The following is a 16,044-nucleotide window of genomic DNA, read 5'->3' on the forward strand; positions in this document are numbered from 1 at the left end:
GATAAAAATAAGACCCCGCCATGCGCTTAATTGAACTTCGACTCAAAAACCTCAACTCCTTAAAAGGCGAATGGCACATTAATTTTAGTGACCCTGCCTTTCTTAACGAAGGTATCTTTGCCATCACTGGGCAAACGGGCGCTGGCAAGACTACCATTTTAGATGCGATTTGCTTAGCATTATACAGCCAAACACCGAGATTAGGCGATATTACAGGTTCGGCAAATGAGATGATGACCCAAGGTACGGGCGAATGCTCAGCAGAAGTCATTATCGAGATTGATTCCAAACGCTATCAGTGTTCATGGTACCAACATCGTGCCCACAAAAAAGCCAAGGGCAATTTATTACCAATCAAGCATGAGATCAGCGAAGTCGAATCTGGCAAGATTTTAGAAGAAAAAAAGTCTAAGACCTCAGCTTACATCCAAAACTTAATTGGTATGGATTTTAACCAATTCACGCGCTCTATTATGTTGGCACAAGGCAGTTTTGCCGCGTTTTTAAAGTCAGATATTGGCGATAGAGCAGCCATTTTAGAGAAGATAACCGGTACGGCTATTTATGCCAAAATCTCGCTCAATGTCCATGAAAAGAAACGCTTTGAGGACGAGGTGCTCGGTAAGTTGCAGGCAGGCGTGGATGGATTATCGTTATTAAGTGCTGAAGACGAAAATCTGCTTGTAGCTGAGCTAAAAGACCTTAATGAACAGCAGGATAAGCAACGCCAAACCTTTAAAACACTGGGCGAGCAGCTGCAGTGGCTAGATAGTGTGCAAGAGTTGCGGCAAAACCTGTCTACTTATAAAACTGATTTTTCAACAGCACAGCAAGCACAGCAAGTATTCATCCCAGAAGCACAGCGCTTAGCATTGGCCAATAAAGCGTTAGAGATTGACAGCCAATTTCGTGAGCTTAGCTATAGCCGTGACACGGTAAAAAAAATGGATGCTGAACAACAACATTTGCTTGATAAAATTCCGACACAGCAACAAACACTTGAGCAAGCGTCTAGTCAGTTAAAAACTGTCACAGAGCTTGAAAATCAAGCCACAAACAACTTACAAACTGCTTTACCCATCATTGCAAAAACGCGCGAGTTGGATAGTAATATAAAGCAGCAGTCACAGTCTTTAGTGGACGACAATCAACGCAAAAAAATACTAGCCGCTAATGTCCAAAAACTATGTCAAGAAATAACTAGTCACAAACAAACGGAATACCAAACCAGAACTCAGCTTAGCAGCATGGAAAAGTATTTTAATGATTATAAAGAGCTGGTGGACCTTGATACGGATATGGCTACCTTTGACAATAGCTGTAAACGCTTAAGAGCACTCCTAGAAGATAATGTCAGCTTAAGCGTTGATAAGCTGACTCACGATAATCGAGCCAAACAGCTGCAAACTGATTCTGATAAGTTAATTGCACAGCAAAACCTAGATCAATCACGAATTCAACAGCAACGTGAACAGCTTACTAGCCTACAACAGCAGCAAGCCACACTTATTAAAAATCAGCCCATTGCTAATATGCGCAGCGAGCAAGAGCAAGTCGATCAAATCAGCACTCAGATTGAACAAGCCAGTTTTAAGCTGCGACAGCTATCTGAGATTGCTAGCCAAATTAAACACATTAACCTAACATTACCAACACTGAATCAGGAAGTAATAACATTAGAAGGTTTGATTGCCAGTCACAAGAGTGATATTCAAGAAGCCAAGCTCAAAAAACAAGATAAGCAAGAGTATCTACATCTACTACAAAAGGTCGCTAAGCTTGAAGATTATATAATAGAGTTAGAGGATGGTGTGCCCTGCCCGCTTTGTGGCGCAAACGAACACCCTTATGGTAAAAACCATCCGTTATTGGACAATTGTATCGATAATAGAAAAGAGCTGTCACAAACACAACAGACCCAGCAGAAAATAACGGAACTAAAGACGCTCATTGAAAATATCGAGCAAGGTTTATCCAAACATCATATCGACCATGCCACCAAAAAAGAAGCCATCAATAATCAACAGCAGCAGTTAGCACCCTTACAGCAGCAATCTAAGACGTTATACAGCGATATTCGAGATTGTATATCCTCACTGTTTGACGTTGAAAACCATTATTCTGAATCGACTGTGGCGATTATCAATCCTCTTAATCAGATGAAAGATGACATCAAGGCAACTATCACTAATATAGCCCACTCCTTAACCTTATTGGATGACACTAAAAACAACTTAGCTGAGCATAGACAGTCTCTTAAAACGATAGTGGTCAAATATGAAAACCTAACTGAAAGTGCTTCAACGCTCAGCACTGCTATCGAGGCCGATGAAAAACAACAACAAGCGCTTATTAGCGACATAAGTAGCCTGACAACTGATATCAAGCTTAATGCTCAAAAAGTTGAGAGCATCGAATATGAGAAAGCTGTTAATTTTTCTGAACTAACACCCATGATGACCACTATTTCATCTTTGGTGGATAAGTATCCTGCGGATAAACACCAAAGCTATTTAATGACGGAGCTGACAGTAACAGACGTTCAATCCGCACTTGAGCAACTGGGTAATAGTATCAATGCGCAAGAAGTACTAGATAAAGTCGATTATGACCGCCATCTTGACAAATTGCGTGCACAACGTAATGCTTTGAAGCAGTTAAAACAATATTACAATGAGCAAAGTAGCAGCCAACAACAACTGACCAATACCCTTAGTAGCTTGGTTGCACACATTGAGAGCAAACAATCGCAGCTTACCAATGATGAAACAGCGCTCAATGAACTAGAGAACCTCATCGCTCATAAAACAAATGCTATCGAACAATCCATTAGAGATAGAAAAGAGATTTTTGCAGATAAAGATCCAAAAAATGAAGAAGACCAGTTACGTAGTGCTGTTGATGACGCTAAAGCCAAGCAAGTAGTAGCACAAAGACAGCTGGATACTGTGCAGCAGGTATTAGAGCAATTAAAGCTTAGAAAACAACAGCTGGACACAGAGTTACAGTCTGCGGCTACTACAATGAATGCTCAGCAAAGCACCTTTACTGACCTACTCTCAGAGTCACAGTTCGTAGATGAAGCAGAGTTTATCAATGCACGCCTAGCAAAAGAGCAACGTGACGATTTAAGTCAACGTAAACAGTCTATTGAGAGTGCTGTGCAACATACCAAGTCACAACTAGATAGCACCCAGCACGCGCTAGACAAAAAACTGGCGACACCTTTGACGGATCAAAGCCAAAAAGAGATTACGGTACAGCACCATCAGACCCAAAGCGATATTGATCAGCTAAATCAGCAAATCGGCGCGATTGACCAAAAGCTCAAGGACAATACCAGCCAAAAAGGTGAGCAAGCGGCACAGATCAGCGCCATCGACGAGCAAAAACAAAAGCTGCAAGTCTGGCAGCAACTGCATACATTGATTGGCTCAGCTGATGGTAAAAAGTACCGTACCTTCGCGCAAGGTTTAACCTTTCAGGTGATGATCAATCATGCCAATAGTCAATTACAAAAGATGAGTGACCGCTATTTACTTATTCATGATGACAGCAATCCGCTTGAGCTTAATGTCATTGATAACTACCAAGGCGGCGATATTCGCAGTACCAAAAACTTATCCGGTGGTGAAGGCTTTATTATCAGTCTTGCTTTAGCACTCGGTTTATCGCAGATGGCCAGTCATAATATTCGCGTCGATTCATTATTTTTGGATGAAGGCTTTGGTACGCTTGATGAAGAGTCACTAGATATTGCCCTTGATACATTAACCAGCTTGCAGCAAGAAGGTAAATTGATTGGAATTATCTCTCACGTTCAAGCATTAAAGGATCGTATTTTGACCCAGATTAAAGTTGAAAAACTCTCTGGTGGTTTTAGCCAAATTAGCGGTCAAGGCTGTCGCCGAGTCACTCATGAAAAGGCGTCGTGATTTGGCGTAATATTGAATAAAGCAGCTGATTAAAATTGAGATAAAAGGATATTGCTATGGGTATTGATACCAATCGTTTTAATATTAAACGAGGCTTTGGGAAAATAGCTATAAACCCTACTAGCTTAGCATTGTTAACGGTTTTATCTGTTGTCGCAATATCTATCAGTGCTATCAGCCCAGCTTATGCAACGATTAATTGTGCCGGTTATTTACCGAGTAGTTATTTTGAGCGTATCGAAAACAATAAGCCTTTTGCTGGCAAGCTAATCGAACAAGACGATGGGTCGTCGCAGCTGCAAGACCTAAGCGGTAATATCGTCATGGATAATTTGTCTGATGCTTATATAGTGATGGATAAATACGTCATCGCTAAGCAAGACGGTAAATATGGTGTTATCAATGCGGCTGGCAAGATTATCGTACCTTTTGAATATAATGCTATTCAAACTGAACCTGATATAGCAACCAGCTTTATTGTCAGCGCCGAATCATCAAGCGGCAAAACCAAACAGGGTATTATTAATCGTCATGGCGACTGGATTTATAAACTGACGGACGCTCGTATCCAGCACGCACATTATGACTCTGATTACGACCAAGATTATTTTATTATTACTAATGAGAAACAGCTTACTGGACTGCTTGATGATCGAGGTTATTGGACTGTGATGCCGCAATACGAGGTAATCCAGCCGTTAAATGCCTGCACTGGCGAGCCTTTATACTTACAGGTAGACTTAAAAGATAAAACGGCGCTTATTAATCAAAACAGTGAAGTCATCATTCCTTTTGCCGCCAATCAACATATTGAAACTTTTAATAACAATATCAGTCCCCCACTTTTTTTACGCAGCACTTTAATGGCTGGCAGCACAGCGACTGGCATGAGTGAAGATATCCAAGAAGATATTATTAGCGCCCAGATTATCGATGCGGGTGGCAAGTTAATCCTCTCATCGGATGCACCGATTAGAAAGCTGCTATACCATCAGTTTTATACTTATAAACAAGCTGGCAAGTTTGGGATTGTTGATGATAACGGCGATGTGATACTAAAACCTCAATTTGATAGCTATCGCGACGATGCAGATAAGGTTTGGGTAGAAAAAGACGGCAAAATGCTGCGTTTAAAGTCCTTAATAAAGTTAGATTAGTAGCATAACAAAATAAAAAGCCATCTTCATATATGAAGATGGCTTTTTCTATTTCTATTTAGTGACTCTTATTTAGTGATTAAACTACTGAGCTCACTCATCATAACGGATAATGTTGATAAGCCGACTTGATTGTCATCACTGCTATTATAAAGACCATTGAGTTTCCCCATCTCGGCGCCGATAGCTTCAAGCTGGCTGGCATGCCGTGACTTCCAATCATCAAAGGCCTGTTTGGCATTAGGTTGACCTAATAAATTATCCATCAGCATACCTAAACTGCGAGACACTTCTTTGACCAGTGCACGGCGGGCACGGCGATCCCAGTAATCTTGCTGCGGTAAGTTGGCAGTATTATTCATCATCCAATCGAGTTGTAAAACATGATAGGCCTCAAAATATAAGGTTGCAATCTCATCAACTGGCCGCTCGTACTGCTCTGCCAATAATGCGGCATCGAGTGCATCAACATGGTATGGCAACATCGCAAACATGGCAGCATCAGTAGCAGAAAGGCCGTCTTCTTCCATCAGACTGGTGGTGTCTTTTTGCAAATATTCTGAGAATTGTTGCTCAATAAAGCCACCTGATTTAGTCAGATTTTCGACACTGTCTTCAAAGCGGTTAATCATATCGGCCACTTGTAGATCTTGACCAAAGGTATTGATAAACCAAATCACCCCGTTTTCGAGGGCATCACGCAGATTGAGCTCAAGCTCCAGCAATAACGTCGCATCTACTTGGTTATCAAGAGACTCTAAAAGCTCCCAAGCTTTTGAGACGTGGAACACATCGCGGGCAATCGCATAACTACGAGCAATAGTGGCAAGTGTTTGTCCGGTTTCCTCAAATAAGCGGAAGATGATTTCGATACCTAAGCGGTTGACCAGATTATTGGTCAAATAGGTACTGATAATTTCACGATGTAAGCGGTGCTCAGTCATCTCATCAAAGAATCGCGCGGCAAGCTCATCAGGGAAGTATTGGCGTAACTCATTGATGAAGTACGGCGCATCGGGTAAGTCTGATGATAATAAGTGGTCATAAACCCACATTTTGCCATAGGCCATAATGATGGCCAGCTCAGGATTGGTTAAGCCTGTTCCCGCTTTTTGACGTTTGGTAATCTCATCATCTGATGGTAGATACTCAATAGCACGGTCAAGACGCCCTTCATTCTCTAACATTTGAATGATACGTTGATGATCGCTCAGGTTTGCTGCAGCGCGAATCTGACTAAGCTCAATGGCTTGAGGTTGTAGATAGTTTTGGCGTAGTACCAATTCTGCTATCGTATCCGTCATGCTCTCAAGCAATTCATTACGTTGCTCTAAAGTCATATCGCCTTGTTCGACCACTTTACCCAGTAATATCTTGATATTCACTTCATGGTCTGAGCAGTTAACGCCGCCCGAGTTATCGATAGCATCGGTATAAATGCGCCCACCTGTTTGTGCGTATTCGATACGACCTTGCTGAGTAAAGCCCAAATTACCACCTTCGCCGACGATCGCGGTACGTAGCTCGCCGCCATTGACACGTACCGCATCGTTGGCACGATCTCCAACATCTGCATGGGTCTCATTAGCACTTTTCACGTAAGTACCAATACCACCATTCCAAACGAGGTCAACTGGTGATTTCAATAATGCACTAATCAGCTCATTAGGTGCTAAGCTGTCATCAGCAATATCAAAAATTGCTTTCATCTCAGGGCTAATAGTGATTACTTTGTCCTGGCGCGAGAACACGCCGCCACCTTGGCTGATCAGTGCTTGTTCATAATCTTCCCACGTTGAGCGCGGCAGTTTAAATAAACGCTCGCGTTCTGCGAAAGATACTACAGTATCTGGGTTTGGATCAATAAAAATATGTAAATGGTTAAAGGCGGCGACCAATTTGGTATGCGTAGATCTGAGCATACCGTTACCAAATACGTCACCACTCATGTCGCCGATACCAACGACGGTGAAATCATCACGATTTTGAATGTCCATACCGCGCATACGGAAGTGACGTTTGACCGACTCCCAACCACCGCGTGCTGTGATACCCATCGCTTTATGGTCATAACCGACCGAGCCACCAGAAGCAAAGGCGTCATCAAGCCAGAAGTTATACTCGCTTGATAACGCATTGGCGATATCAGAGAAGGTTGCTGTGCCTTTATCCGCCGCGACAACTAGGTACGGATCATCTTCATCATGACGCACGGTATTAGCTGGCGGGACAATTTTTCCATCAATGATATTGTCTGTTACATCCAGCATGCCGCGTAGGAACGCCTGATAACAAGCAACGCCTTCCGCTTGGAAGGCTTCACGACCATCGGCCATCGTTTTTGTTTTAACGATAAAACTGCCTTTTGAGCCAACCGGTACAATCACCGCATTTTTGACCATTTGTGCTTTAACAAGACCAAGGACTTCTGTACGGAAATCTTCAATACGATCGGACCAACGCAAGCCACCACGAGCGACCTTACCGCCACGCATGTGTACCGCTTCAACACGCGGTGAATAAACAAATATCTCAAACATCAGCTTGGGTTTTGGTAAGTTAGGAATCTCTGCTGCCAAGAACTTAAAGGACAGCCGGTCTTTACGTTGACCCTCATTGTCTACCTGATAGAAGTTCGTTCGTACCATCGCATTAATCAAGTCTAGATACCAACGCAAGATACGATCTTCATCTAGGCTATCAATGGCGGTTAATACAGTCGTAATTTGTTCTTGAATCTGTGCTATCTTTTTAGTACGAGTCTCGTCGCTTGCAGCACCGTACTCAGGATTCATTTTTGCATCAAACAATTCAGCCAATAGTACACTTATCGCACTATTTTTAATCATTGTTTGTTTAATATAACGAATGGAAAATCCTACGCGCGCTTGGTGCATATAGCGCGACAGAGCACGTAGTACGACTACCTCGTAAGTATCGAGCTTAGTCGTCAGTACCAACTCGTTAAAGCTGTCATTATCAACGCGCCCGGCCCATATTTCCTGCAAGCTGTCTTCGAATTGACTGCGTACTACCTGCATATCAACAGTATCTACATGAGCTAAGATAAGCTCATACTCTTGCATCCAAACTGGTTGCTCTGCTACATCAAAGATATAATTTTTTGAGGTTATGACTGATACACCAAAGTTTTCAAGGACTGGCAATATATCGGACAACGTGGTTGGCTGCTGACTCCCGTATAGCTTTAAATGTAGCTGGTTTTGGTTATCTGACTCTGACTGGTATAAATGCCAGATCATCGTTTTTGTGTCGGTTAGACTCATCAGTCGCTCAATGTCTTCATGGGCAACTTTTTCATCAAAATGCGCCTGATGCGCAGCGGGGATATACTCTAAGAAACGTTCGCGCAGCAATGATTCTGTGTTCATTGGTTCTGTATCCATTTTATTTTTCAGATTATTTGTATTAGCACATTTTTGGTCCGTATGCGAAGTGTTTGACATAACACCAATCCTTTTGGTTATGAAGGGTCATGAATCTTATTTCATCACTTCCCTGTTAAGAGTGTAACGCACCTATTGCCATAGCTAAAGCTTACAAAATCATTTCATAGATTAGCAATATGTCGATAACCTTTAATAATGAGATAATAAGCCTCTAATGTAGTCTAATACTTGCTGGCAGGTGGATACTCATGGCAATCGCTACGAGTTTTTTGTTAGAATATGCCAGTATATTTAAGAGTGTGTGACTCACTCATTATAAACTTTAATGCTAAGGGCAAGACGTATGATGAATATTTTGGTGATTGGCTCAGGTGGTCGCGAACACGCACTAGCATGGCAGTGTGCGAAAGACGATAACGTACAAAATATCTATGTTGCGCCTGGTAATGCGGGTACTGCCCTTGAACCTAAATGCCAAAACGTCACTTTAGAGAGCTCAGGCAGTAGCAGTACTGATGAACACAGTGCGGTCATCGATTTTTGTAAGAACAACGCCATTGATATGGTCATCGTTGGGCCAGAAGCGCCCTTAGTTACTGGTATTGTTGATGCTTGCCGTGATGCTGGTATTAAAGCGTGGGGGCCAACTGCTTATTGTGCACAGTTAGAAGGCTCAAAAACTTTTGCCAAAGAGTTTATGGAAAGCAACAATATTCCAACGGCCGCTTATCAGGGTTTTACCGATGCAGCCGCAGCAAAGGCTTATATTGATGAGCAAGGCGCACCTATTGTTATTAAAGCGGATGGCCTTGCAGCAGGTAAAGGCGTTATCGTTGCAGAAACGATTGAGCAAGCGCATGAAGCAATCGATGATATGCTTGCCGACAATAAATTTGGCGATGCTGGTAGCCGTGTGGTTATCGAGCAGTTCTTACAAGGTGAAGAAGCCAGCTTTATCTGTATGATAGATGGCGAAAACATCTTACCAATGGCAACCAGCCAAGATCATAAACGTGCGTTTGAAGGCGATACTGGACCAAATACTGGCGGTATGGGTGCGTATTCTCCTGCACCAGTCGTTACTCAAGAAGTGCATGAAAAAGTCATGGCGCAAGTGATTCAGCCCGTGGTTGATGCGATGAACGCTGCTGGTCACCCTTACACTGGGTTTTTATACGCTGGCCTCATGATTGATGATGCAGGCGACCCTTATGTGATTGAGTTTAACTGCCGTTTTGGTGATCCAGAAACCCAGCCTATTTTAATGCGTCTGCAGTCGTCGATGGTTGATTTGGTCACGCAAGGGTTAGAAGGGCGATTACCTGCCAAAGCCAACTGGGATGAGCGCCCTGCTCTTGGTATTGTCGTTGCTTCAAAAGGCTATCCTGAAACCTCGTCAAAAGGTGATGTTATTTCAGGCTTGCCAGAACTAGATGCTGATAATCAAGAAACCGTAAAGGTTTTCCATGCTGGCACGGCGTTCTCTAATGACCATGCGCTTTCTAACGAAGCATTAAGCAATGAGAAGGAAGTGGTAACCAATGGTGGACGTGTATTATGCGTGACAGCCTTAGCAGATAATATTTCAGATGCACAGCAAGCAGCATTAGCAGTTACCGGTGCGATTAGTTTTGATGGCGCGCACTACCGCCGCGATATTGGGCATCACGCTATTACCCGTGAAGACGCATCATAAATCATTAGAAATTAACTAAAATAAGTAGTCGCTCAATCTTACTGATTGGTTAAGTTATACTGAATTCTTATTATTTGACCTAGCATAATGCTAGGTCTTATTTTTGCTATCACTTTTGATGTCTATTTTTAATATAGCTGAATTACAGCAAACTTATTTTAGATTGTTAGCTCTGTTCAAACCAGCGTATATAAATCTATAGTCAGTTGCTTAATGTTAGAATGAGCATAAAAGTAGTTAATGAGATTGAACACCACCGTTTTAGAATCTAAAAGACTACAATAGTCACGATCATAAGTTAGCTTACAAACTAACTGTGGTCAGTATGCTTAGGCTCATCAACCAAATGCACTTTATATGATACAATTTTGTACCCGTGCATCACATCTCTCTTGTATTGTAGGTTTCGAACCCACAAATCAATACCAACCGGATGAATGATTATATTTATGGCAAATGATACGTCTAAACCTTCTAATAATAAGCAATCAATCGACAACTTAAAAACCTCAGGGTTTGAGCGTCGAATGTCGATTGCCAAAACGTCTTTAAATATTGGTCGCCGTTGGGCTGGTAATAGCGTGTCAGGCATGTTCTTAAATAAAGAAGCACGCACAGCACGTAACCAAGCGTTTATGGAAGCACAAGCAAATTATCTCGCAGAAGAGCTAGGTAAGCTAAAAGGTTCGGTTGTCAAAATTGGTCAAATGTTAGCGATTTATGGCGAACATATATTGCCACCAGAAATCACGCGTGCTTTGCAAACGCTGAACGATGATACGGCTACCTTATCATGGCCAACAATGGAACAAACCCTGCGCCAATTATTAGGTGAAAAGTTGAAAGAGTTAGACGTTGATACAATTCCTATCGGAACAGCGTCTCTTGCTCAAGTTCACCGCGCTACAGTAATTGCAACTGGCGAGCAAGTTGTGTTAAAAATTCAATATCCGGGTGTGGCTGATGCTATCAACTCTGACCTTGCGTTATTTAAGCAATTATTGAGAGTGAGCAATATTGTCCCGCAGACGCGTGCGCTCGACGCTTGGTTTGAGGAAATACGCGACCTACTCCATCATGAAGTCGATTACGAAGCAGAAGCCGCTACTACAGAACGTTTTTATGAGCGCTTAAGCAATGATCCACGTTATGTGGTGCCCAAAATCAACCGTACTTATTCAACAAAACGCCTACTCTGCATGTCTTATGAGCCAGGTATCAGTATCGTCTCTGACGCACTGCAATTATTGCCCCACGAGCGCCGTAATGCGATTGGCCAAGCGGCTATTGAAATCATGATGCAAGAAATTTTCGTGTGGGGTGAAATGCAAACGGACCCCAATTTTGGCAACTATTCGGTTCGTGTTAGTGACAACGAAGATAATACGGATAAATTAGTATTACTTGATTTTGGTGCTATCCGTCAGTTTGACGACAACCTATTGACCATTGCTCATGGATTATTAAAGGCTGGCTACCATCATGACCACCAAGCGATGATATTAGCTATGACTGGCTATGACTTCTTTGACGATATGAGTGATAAAGTACGTTCTGATATCGCTTCGTTATTCTTATTAGCGACTGAACCTTTTAGTGATCCAGCTACAAACCCCGATATCCCAGCTGAATGTTTGGATGAGCAGTATCGTTATATTTGGGCAAACAGTAAATTGCATGCTCGCCTTTCAACTGAGGCAACACAGGCTATGCAATCTTTTGAGTTTAATCTTCCGCCAAAAGAATTTATGTTTATTAGTCGAAAGTTTATCGGCGCATATACTTTTTTAACAGTTCTTGACACGCATACTGATTCTAATAAATTAGTTAAACTTTATTTATAGTATTAAAAGGTTGTGTAATTTTTGAACCGTCCTTTAGGGGCGGTTTTTTTAATTTTGATTTTATTCGCTTAGGCTATTTCTTATGGTCATCTGTCATATTAATCTGCCAATTATCGAACCTTGTTTTATAACCCTCTGGCTTACGCATATTAAGCTCCCAGCAGATCTCTCCCCTTGCTAGATACTTCACTTCAAAGTGCGTACGCTGACTGTCAGTTGACACCTGACCACGAGTATTTGGTAAGCACCATAGCTTGGTGGCTTGATGCTCTGCATTGTCCATATAGGCTTCGATATTGGTTACTAAGGTTATCTCGCCGCCTACTTTTAAGCGCGATAATAGAAACTCAAAAAATGGCATATTTAACCACTGCTGATTGGGATTATGCTGCTCAGGATTAGGATACAAAATAAATAACTTAGCCAGGATGTTGGGTGCAATGGCATGTACAATCCATGCAATCGCATCAGCATGGATTGCATTTAGGTTCGGTAAATTTTGTAACACCGCCAGTTTGGCGAAAGCGTCAAATTTATTGCGCGTACGTTCAATTGCAATCAAATGCTTATCAGGATTTTTTGCGGCAAAACTAAGCGCGTGCTTACCCTTCCCTGCACCAATTTCTAATATCAAAGGACTATTATTCTTATTCTTGTTAATTATGTTTGGCATAATAAAATCACGCGGTGCCGAAAGCTTCTCTGGTTGAAACGCACGCTGTTGCTGATGCGTAAGCTCGATATTATCAGTCATCTACTATCCTTAAGGTATTTGTCTTTTGCCATTATTCGGCCACATGCTATTATATAGTCAATTTACTGCTTTCGTTAATGATATTAGGATGCTTCCCCCCTTACTATGACTGAATCTACCCCGAACACTTCACCTAAGACTTATCCTTGTCCACGCTGCGGTACTCAGACCGCATGGCAGGACAATAAATATAAGCCATTTTGTAGTCATCATTGCAAACTTATTGATTTAGGCGCGTGGGCAAATGAAGACTACACTTTACCTGCAGAAACCACGCCTTTTTCTGACGAACTATAACCTCTTTCTTTATTAACTTATCATCTTAAGGATGTTTTATATGTCTGCTACTTACCTGATGCCCACTTATAGCCGCCAACCCATCAGCTTTACACGCGGTTCAGGCAGTTGGCTGTATACCCAAGATGATACCCCTTACTTAGATGCGCTGACCGGTATTGCCGTATGCGGACTAGGTCATTGCCACCCTCAAGTCACTGACGCTATTCAACAGCAGGCGGCTACTTTGGTGCATACCAGCAATCTATTTGGTATCGACTGGCAAGAGCGCGCTGGTGAAGCGTTGTGTAACGCAGCACAAATGGACAGTGTATTCTTTGCCAATAGTGGCGCGGAAGCAAACGAGGCGGCATTAAAATTGGCGCGCTTATATGCCAATCAGCAAGGGTTTAAACGCCCAAAAGTCATCGTGATGGAACAATCTTTCCACGGACGTACGCTATTATCGCTATCTGCCACTGCCAATCCTAAAGCGCGCGAAGGCTTTTACACCTTGGATGATGACTTTATCCGTGTGCCCTTTGGTGATATTGCCGCGATTAAGCAAGCAGCTCAAGACCATGATGAGATTTGCGCCATTTTTGTAGAGCCCATTCAAGGTGAAGGCGGTCTCAATACAGCAGCTAATGGTTTTACTTATCTAGAAGAGTTACAAGCAGAGTGTGATGCCCATAACTGGCTATTTATGCTTGATGAAGTACAGACAGGCAACGGCCGTACTGGTAAGTATTTCGCTTATCAACATAGCAATGCTCGCCCTGATGTATTGACGACCGCAAAAGGCTTAGGTAATGGTTTCCCAGTAGGTGCTTGCATGGTGCGCGGTCGCGCTAATGGTTTGTTCGGTGCCGGTAGTCATGGCTCAACTTATGGTGGCACGCCATTAGCCAGCCGTGTGGTCCATAGCGTCTATGAAGTGCTCACAAATAGCGATGTGATGGATAATGCAGTCACTGAAGGACAGTTTATTCGCGACAGCATGGTCGATGTGCTGGGACAATATGGCGTCAGTAGCCGCGGTGCTGGAATGATGATTGGGATTGCTTTGCCTAAAGAGTTGGATTGTAGCCAATTGGTTGATCGCGCCCGTGATGAGCAAAAACTGATTATTAACGTCACTGGTGGTCACGTCATTCGTTTATTGCCGCCGCTCAATATGAGCCGTGATGAAAGCGCACAAGTGGTTGAACGTTTGGTTGACTTATTGAAACCATCATTTTAAGCCGCTGATTCAATCCAAGCTTGAAAATAAAAAAGCCTATAGACATATTATCTATAGGCTTTTTTTCTGCTACCTTAAAAGTAAGATTAGGTAAAGCTAAACTTAATTGGCATGAAAGTATTTTTTTAATACTTCTAAGCAGCGCGTAATTTTCGCAGGCTGCTGTTCACGATTTAAGGTGACAGCATATAGTACGAAACTTGGCATCTGGTAGCCGGTCAAGACTTCTACTAAATTGCCAGATTCCAATTCTTTTTTGACATCCATTTCCATCATTCTAAGGATACCGTGACCTTCTTTGGCGATAGTCATTGCCATGAAGACGTTATTGGTATGGATACGTGAGTTCATTTTAATACGTGTTTTTTTACCCGTCTCAGTCTGAGTAAGCTCAATTTGATTGGCATCCTTCATAATATCAATACAAATCAGTTGATGGTCTGCCAAATCTTTGGGAGTTTCAATTTTCTTATGCTGACGCAAGTATTGTGGTGAAGCGACCAACATTTGACGTACATCCGATAACGGATGATTACTCAACGTTGAATCATTAATATTGGGACTCATACGTACCGCAATATCGATACGCTCATCAATCATATCAATATAATTATTGTCTGCGAAATAAGTAATACTTAGGTCGTCGTGCGCTGACATCCAAGTCGATAAAGCGGGCAAAATATGGTGCACGCCAAGCTCAGGTGTTGTCGCCACCCGTAAGCTACCAGCCAGCTCATCACGCAGTTGATTGACTTTGATTCGGCCTTGCTCAGCGGCGCTGACCACATCCTTTGCGGCTTCATAAAAACTTTCACCAGCTTCTGTTAAGCTCAACTTTCGAGTTGAGCGATGCAATAACACCACACCCAGCTCGTTTTCTAAAGAGCGAATTTGCTGACTGACTGCACTGGTGGTAATACCAAGCTCACGAGCTGAACCACTAAAAGAACCATGTCCGACCACACTGGCGAACACAGCCATACCGCGTAAATTATCCAACATACTTTCACCTAAGCTGCGTTTCATTTATTAATATAACTTAACCATTATAACGAATTTTGGACGTTCTCACAGTTAATAAAAACATCTCTTCCATCTGCGCCTATCACTTTAATTAGCAATAAAAACAAAAATATCAAGACGATAGACTAGCATCACCTTGATATTTTATATGAACATTGTTGCTAACAATTATACAGACTTTTAAGTTATATTAACAATGGTTTTTTTGATTGTTTAATATAACTGAACGTTACCCATTCTTCCTTCGCCGCGTTCAGTCAAATACTGCATCACGGGTGTATTGAGCAATTTTGACTCTGCCATAGTTTTGGCTTGTTCCAGTCGTTTCTTTTGACGGCGTTCAGGTGTTTTATCTTCAGCTTGCATGACGCTGCCATCGATTTGTAAGCTAATATCAGCCTGCGTGAATTGTTCTTGCAAAGTTGCAGCTAGCTGTTCGAAAGTTGCTTGCAAATGCTTGCTATCTACAGCAGTGACAAAGATAGCTTGACCATTACAGTTACCTGTCATCATACCTTGCCGTGCGAGTGCCAATTCATCTGAAGCCAAACTACCCGCCTCACGAGCCGTTTGTAACCAATAATCCCATTTCTCTGGTGTCCACTCACCTACCAATTCTTGCGGTGCACAGCGTAGCAAAGTACGTGGGTCATCAGGCTGCGATATTAACTGAGAATCATTTTCATCAGGCTCAACAACAGGTTCA

The 16,044-nt window shown here is 42.4% G+C and carries 9 protein-coding genes and 1 pseudogene; 6 read left to right on the forward strand and 4 right to left on the reverse strand.

Features of this window, described 5'->3' with window-relative positions; translation table 11 throughout:
- The first annotated feature begins 20 nt into the window (after positions 1-20).
- Both ACT3TU_RS06745 and ACT3TU_RS06750 read left to right on the forward strand, forming a co-directional pair.
- On the forward strand, positions 21-3,935 hold the full coding sequence (locus ACT3TU_RS06745) for an AAA family ATPase (protein WP_192522435.1): 3,915 nt from the start codon (positions 21-23) through the stop codon (positions 3,933-3,935).
- Positions 3,936-3,991: 56 nt separating this feature from the next.
- Positions 3,992-5,092 carry a WG repeat-containing protein gene (locus ACT3TU_RS06750; RefSeq protein WP_444784183.1) on the forward strand — a complete coding sequence of 367 codons (1,101 nt, stop codon included), beginning with the start codon at positions 3,992-3,994 and terminating at the stop codon, positions 5,090-5,092.
- A 68-nt stretch (positions 5,093-5,160) separates the two neighbouring features.
- Here ACT3TU_RS06750 and ACT3TU_RS06755 read toward each other — a convergent pair whose 3' ends face one another.
- The gene (locus tag ACT3TU_RS06755) at positions 5,161-8,559 is read right to left on the reverse strand and encodes an NAD-glutamate dehydrogenase (protein WP_444784184.1); all 3,399 of its coding nucleotides are present in this window, start codon (positions 8,557-8,559) and stop codon (positions 5,161-5,163) included.
- A gap of 289 nt (positions 8,560-8,848) precedes the next feature.
- Between ACT3TU_RS06755 and purD the strand changes: the two genes are divergently transcribed.
- Positions 8,849-10,198: a phosphoribosylamine--glycine ligase gene (gene purD / locus ACT3TU_RS06760; protein ID WP_192522455.1), complete on the forward strand. Its 1,350-nt coding sequence runs from the start codon at positions 8,849-8,851 to the stop codon at positions 10,196-10,198.
- Between the two features lie 449 nt (positions 10,199-10,647).
- Positions 10,648-12,042 carry an ABC1 kinase family protein gene (locus ACT3TU_RS06765; RefSeq protein ID WP_192522433.1) on the forward strand — a complete coding sequence of 465 codons (1,395 nt, stop codon included), beginning with the start codon at positions 10,648-10,650 and terminating at the stop codon, positions 12,040-12,042.
- A gap of 73 nt (positions 12,043-12,115) precedes the next feature.
- Here the strand turns inward: ACT3TU_RS06765 and ACT3TU_RS06770 are convergent, their stop codons facing one another.
- Positions 12,116-12,796, reverse strand: coding sequence for a DUF938 domain-containing protein (locus tag ACT3TU_RS06770; protein WP_192522432.1), 681 nt, complete (start codon positions 12,794-12,796; stop codon positions 12,116-12,118).
- A 105-nt stretch (positions 12,797-12,901) separates the two neighbouring features.
- On the opposite strand from ACT3TU_RS06770, the gene ACT3TU_RS06775 reads away from it, so the two are divergent.
- Positions 12,902-13,093: a DNA gyrase inhibitor YacG gene (locus ACT3TU_RS06775; RefSeq protein ID WP_192522431.1), complete on the forward strand. Its 192-nt coding sequence runs from the start codon at positions 12,902-12,904 to the stop codon at positions 13,091-13,093.
- A gap of 40 nt (positions 13,094-13,133) precedes the next feature.
- Positions 13,134-14,315: an aspartate aminotransferase family protein gene (locus ACT3TU_RS06780; protein ID WP_192522430.1), complete on the forward strand. Its 1,182-nt coding sequence runs from the start codon at positions 13,134-13,136 to the stop codon at positions 14,313-14,315.
- 102 nt (positions 14,316-14,417) lie between these two features.
- On the opposite strand, the gene ACT3TU_RS06785 is transcribed toward ACT3TU_RS06780, so the two are convergent.
- Positions 14,418-15,317: a LysR family transcriptional regulator gene (locus tag ACT3TU_RS06785; RefSeq protein WP_192528717.1), complete on the reverse strand. Its 900-nt coding sequence runs from the start codon at positions 15,315-15,317 to the stop codon at positions 14,418-14,420.
- 234 nt (positions 15,318-15,551) lie between these two features.
- Positions 15,552-16,044, reverse strand: a pseudogene (locus ACT3TU_RS06790) (DNA polymerase III subunit gamma/tau); the annotation flags it as partial.

The sequence above is a fragment of the Psychrobacter sp. AOP3-A1-26 genome (assembly GCF_052378235.1).
GTDB lineage: Bacteria > Pseudomonadota > Gammaproteobacteria > Pseudomonadales > Moraxellaceae > Psychrobacter.

Bases quoted from the DNA above. Each gene is read 5' to 3' on its own strand.
- ACT3TU_RS06780 (WP_192522430.1), top strand. From the start codon at position 13,134: ATGTCTGCTACTTACCTGATGCCCACTTATAGCCGCCAACCCATCAGC.
- ACT3TU_RS06775 (WP_192522431.1), top strand. From the start codon at position 12,902: ATGACTGAATCTACCCCGAACACTTCACCTAAGACTTATCCTTGTCCA.
- ACT3TU_RS06770 (WP_192522432.1), bottom strand. From the start codon at position 12,796: ATGACTGATAATATCGAGCTTACGCATCAGCAACAGCGTGCGTTTCAA.
- ACT3TU_RS06765 (WP_192522433.1), top strand. From the start codon at position 10,648: ATGGCAAATGATACGTCTAAACCTTCTAATAATAAGCAATCAATCGAC.
- ACT3TU_RS06755 (WP_444784184.1), bottom strand. From the start codon at position 8,559: ATGTCAAACACTTCGCATACGGACCAAAAATGTGCTAATACAAATAAT.
- ACT3TU_RS06745 (WP_192522435.1), top strand. From the start codon at position 21: ATGCGCTTAATTGAACTTCGACTCAAAAACCTCAACTCCTTAAAAGGC.
- purD (WP_192522455.1), top strand. From the start codon at position 8,849: ATGAATATTTTGGTGATTGGCTCAGGTGGTCGCGAACACGCACTAGCA.
- ACT3TU_RS06785 (WP_192528717.1), bottom strand. From the start codon at position 15,317: ATGTTGGATAATTTACGCGGTATGGCTGTGTTCGCCAGTGTGGTCGGA.
- ACT3TU_RS06750 (WP_444784183.1), top strand. From the start codon at position 3,992: ATGGGTATTGATACCAATCGTTTTAATATTAAACGAGGCTTTGGGAAA.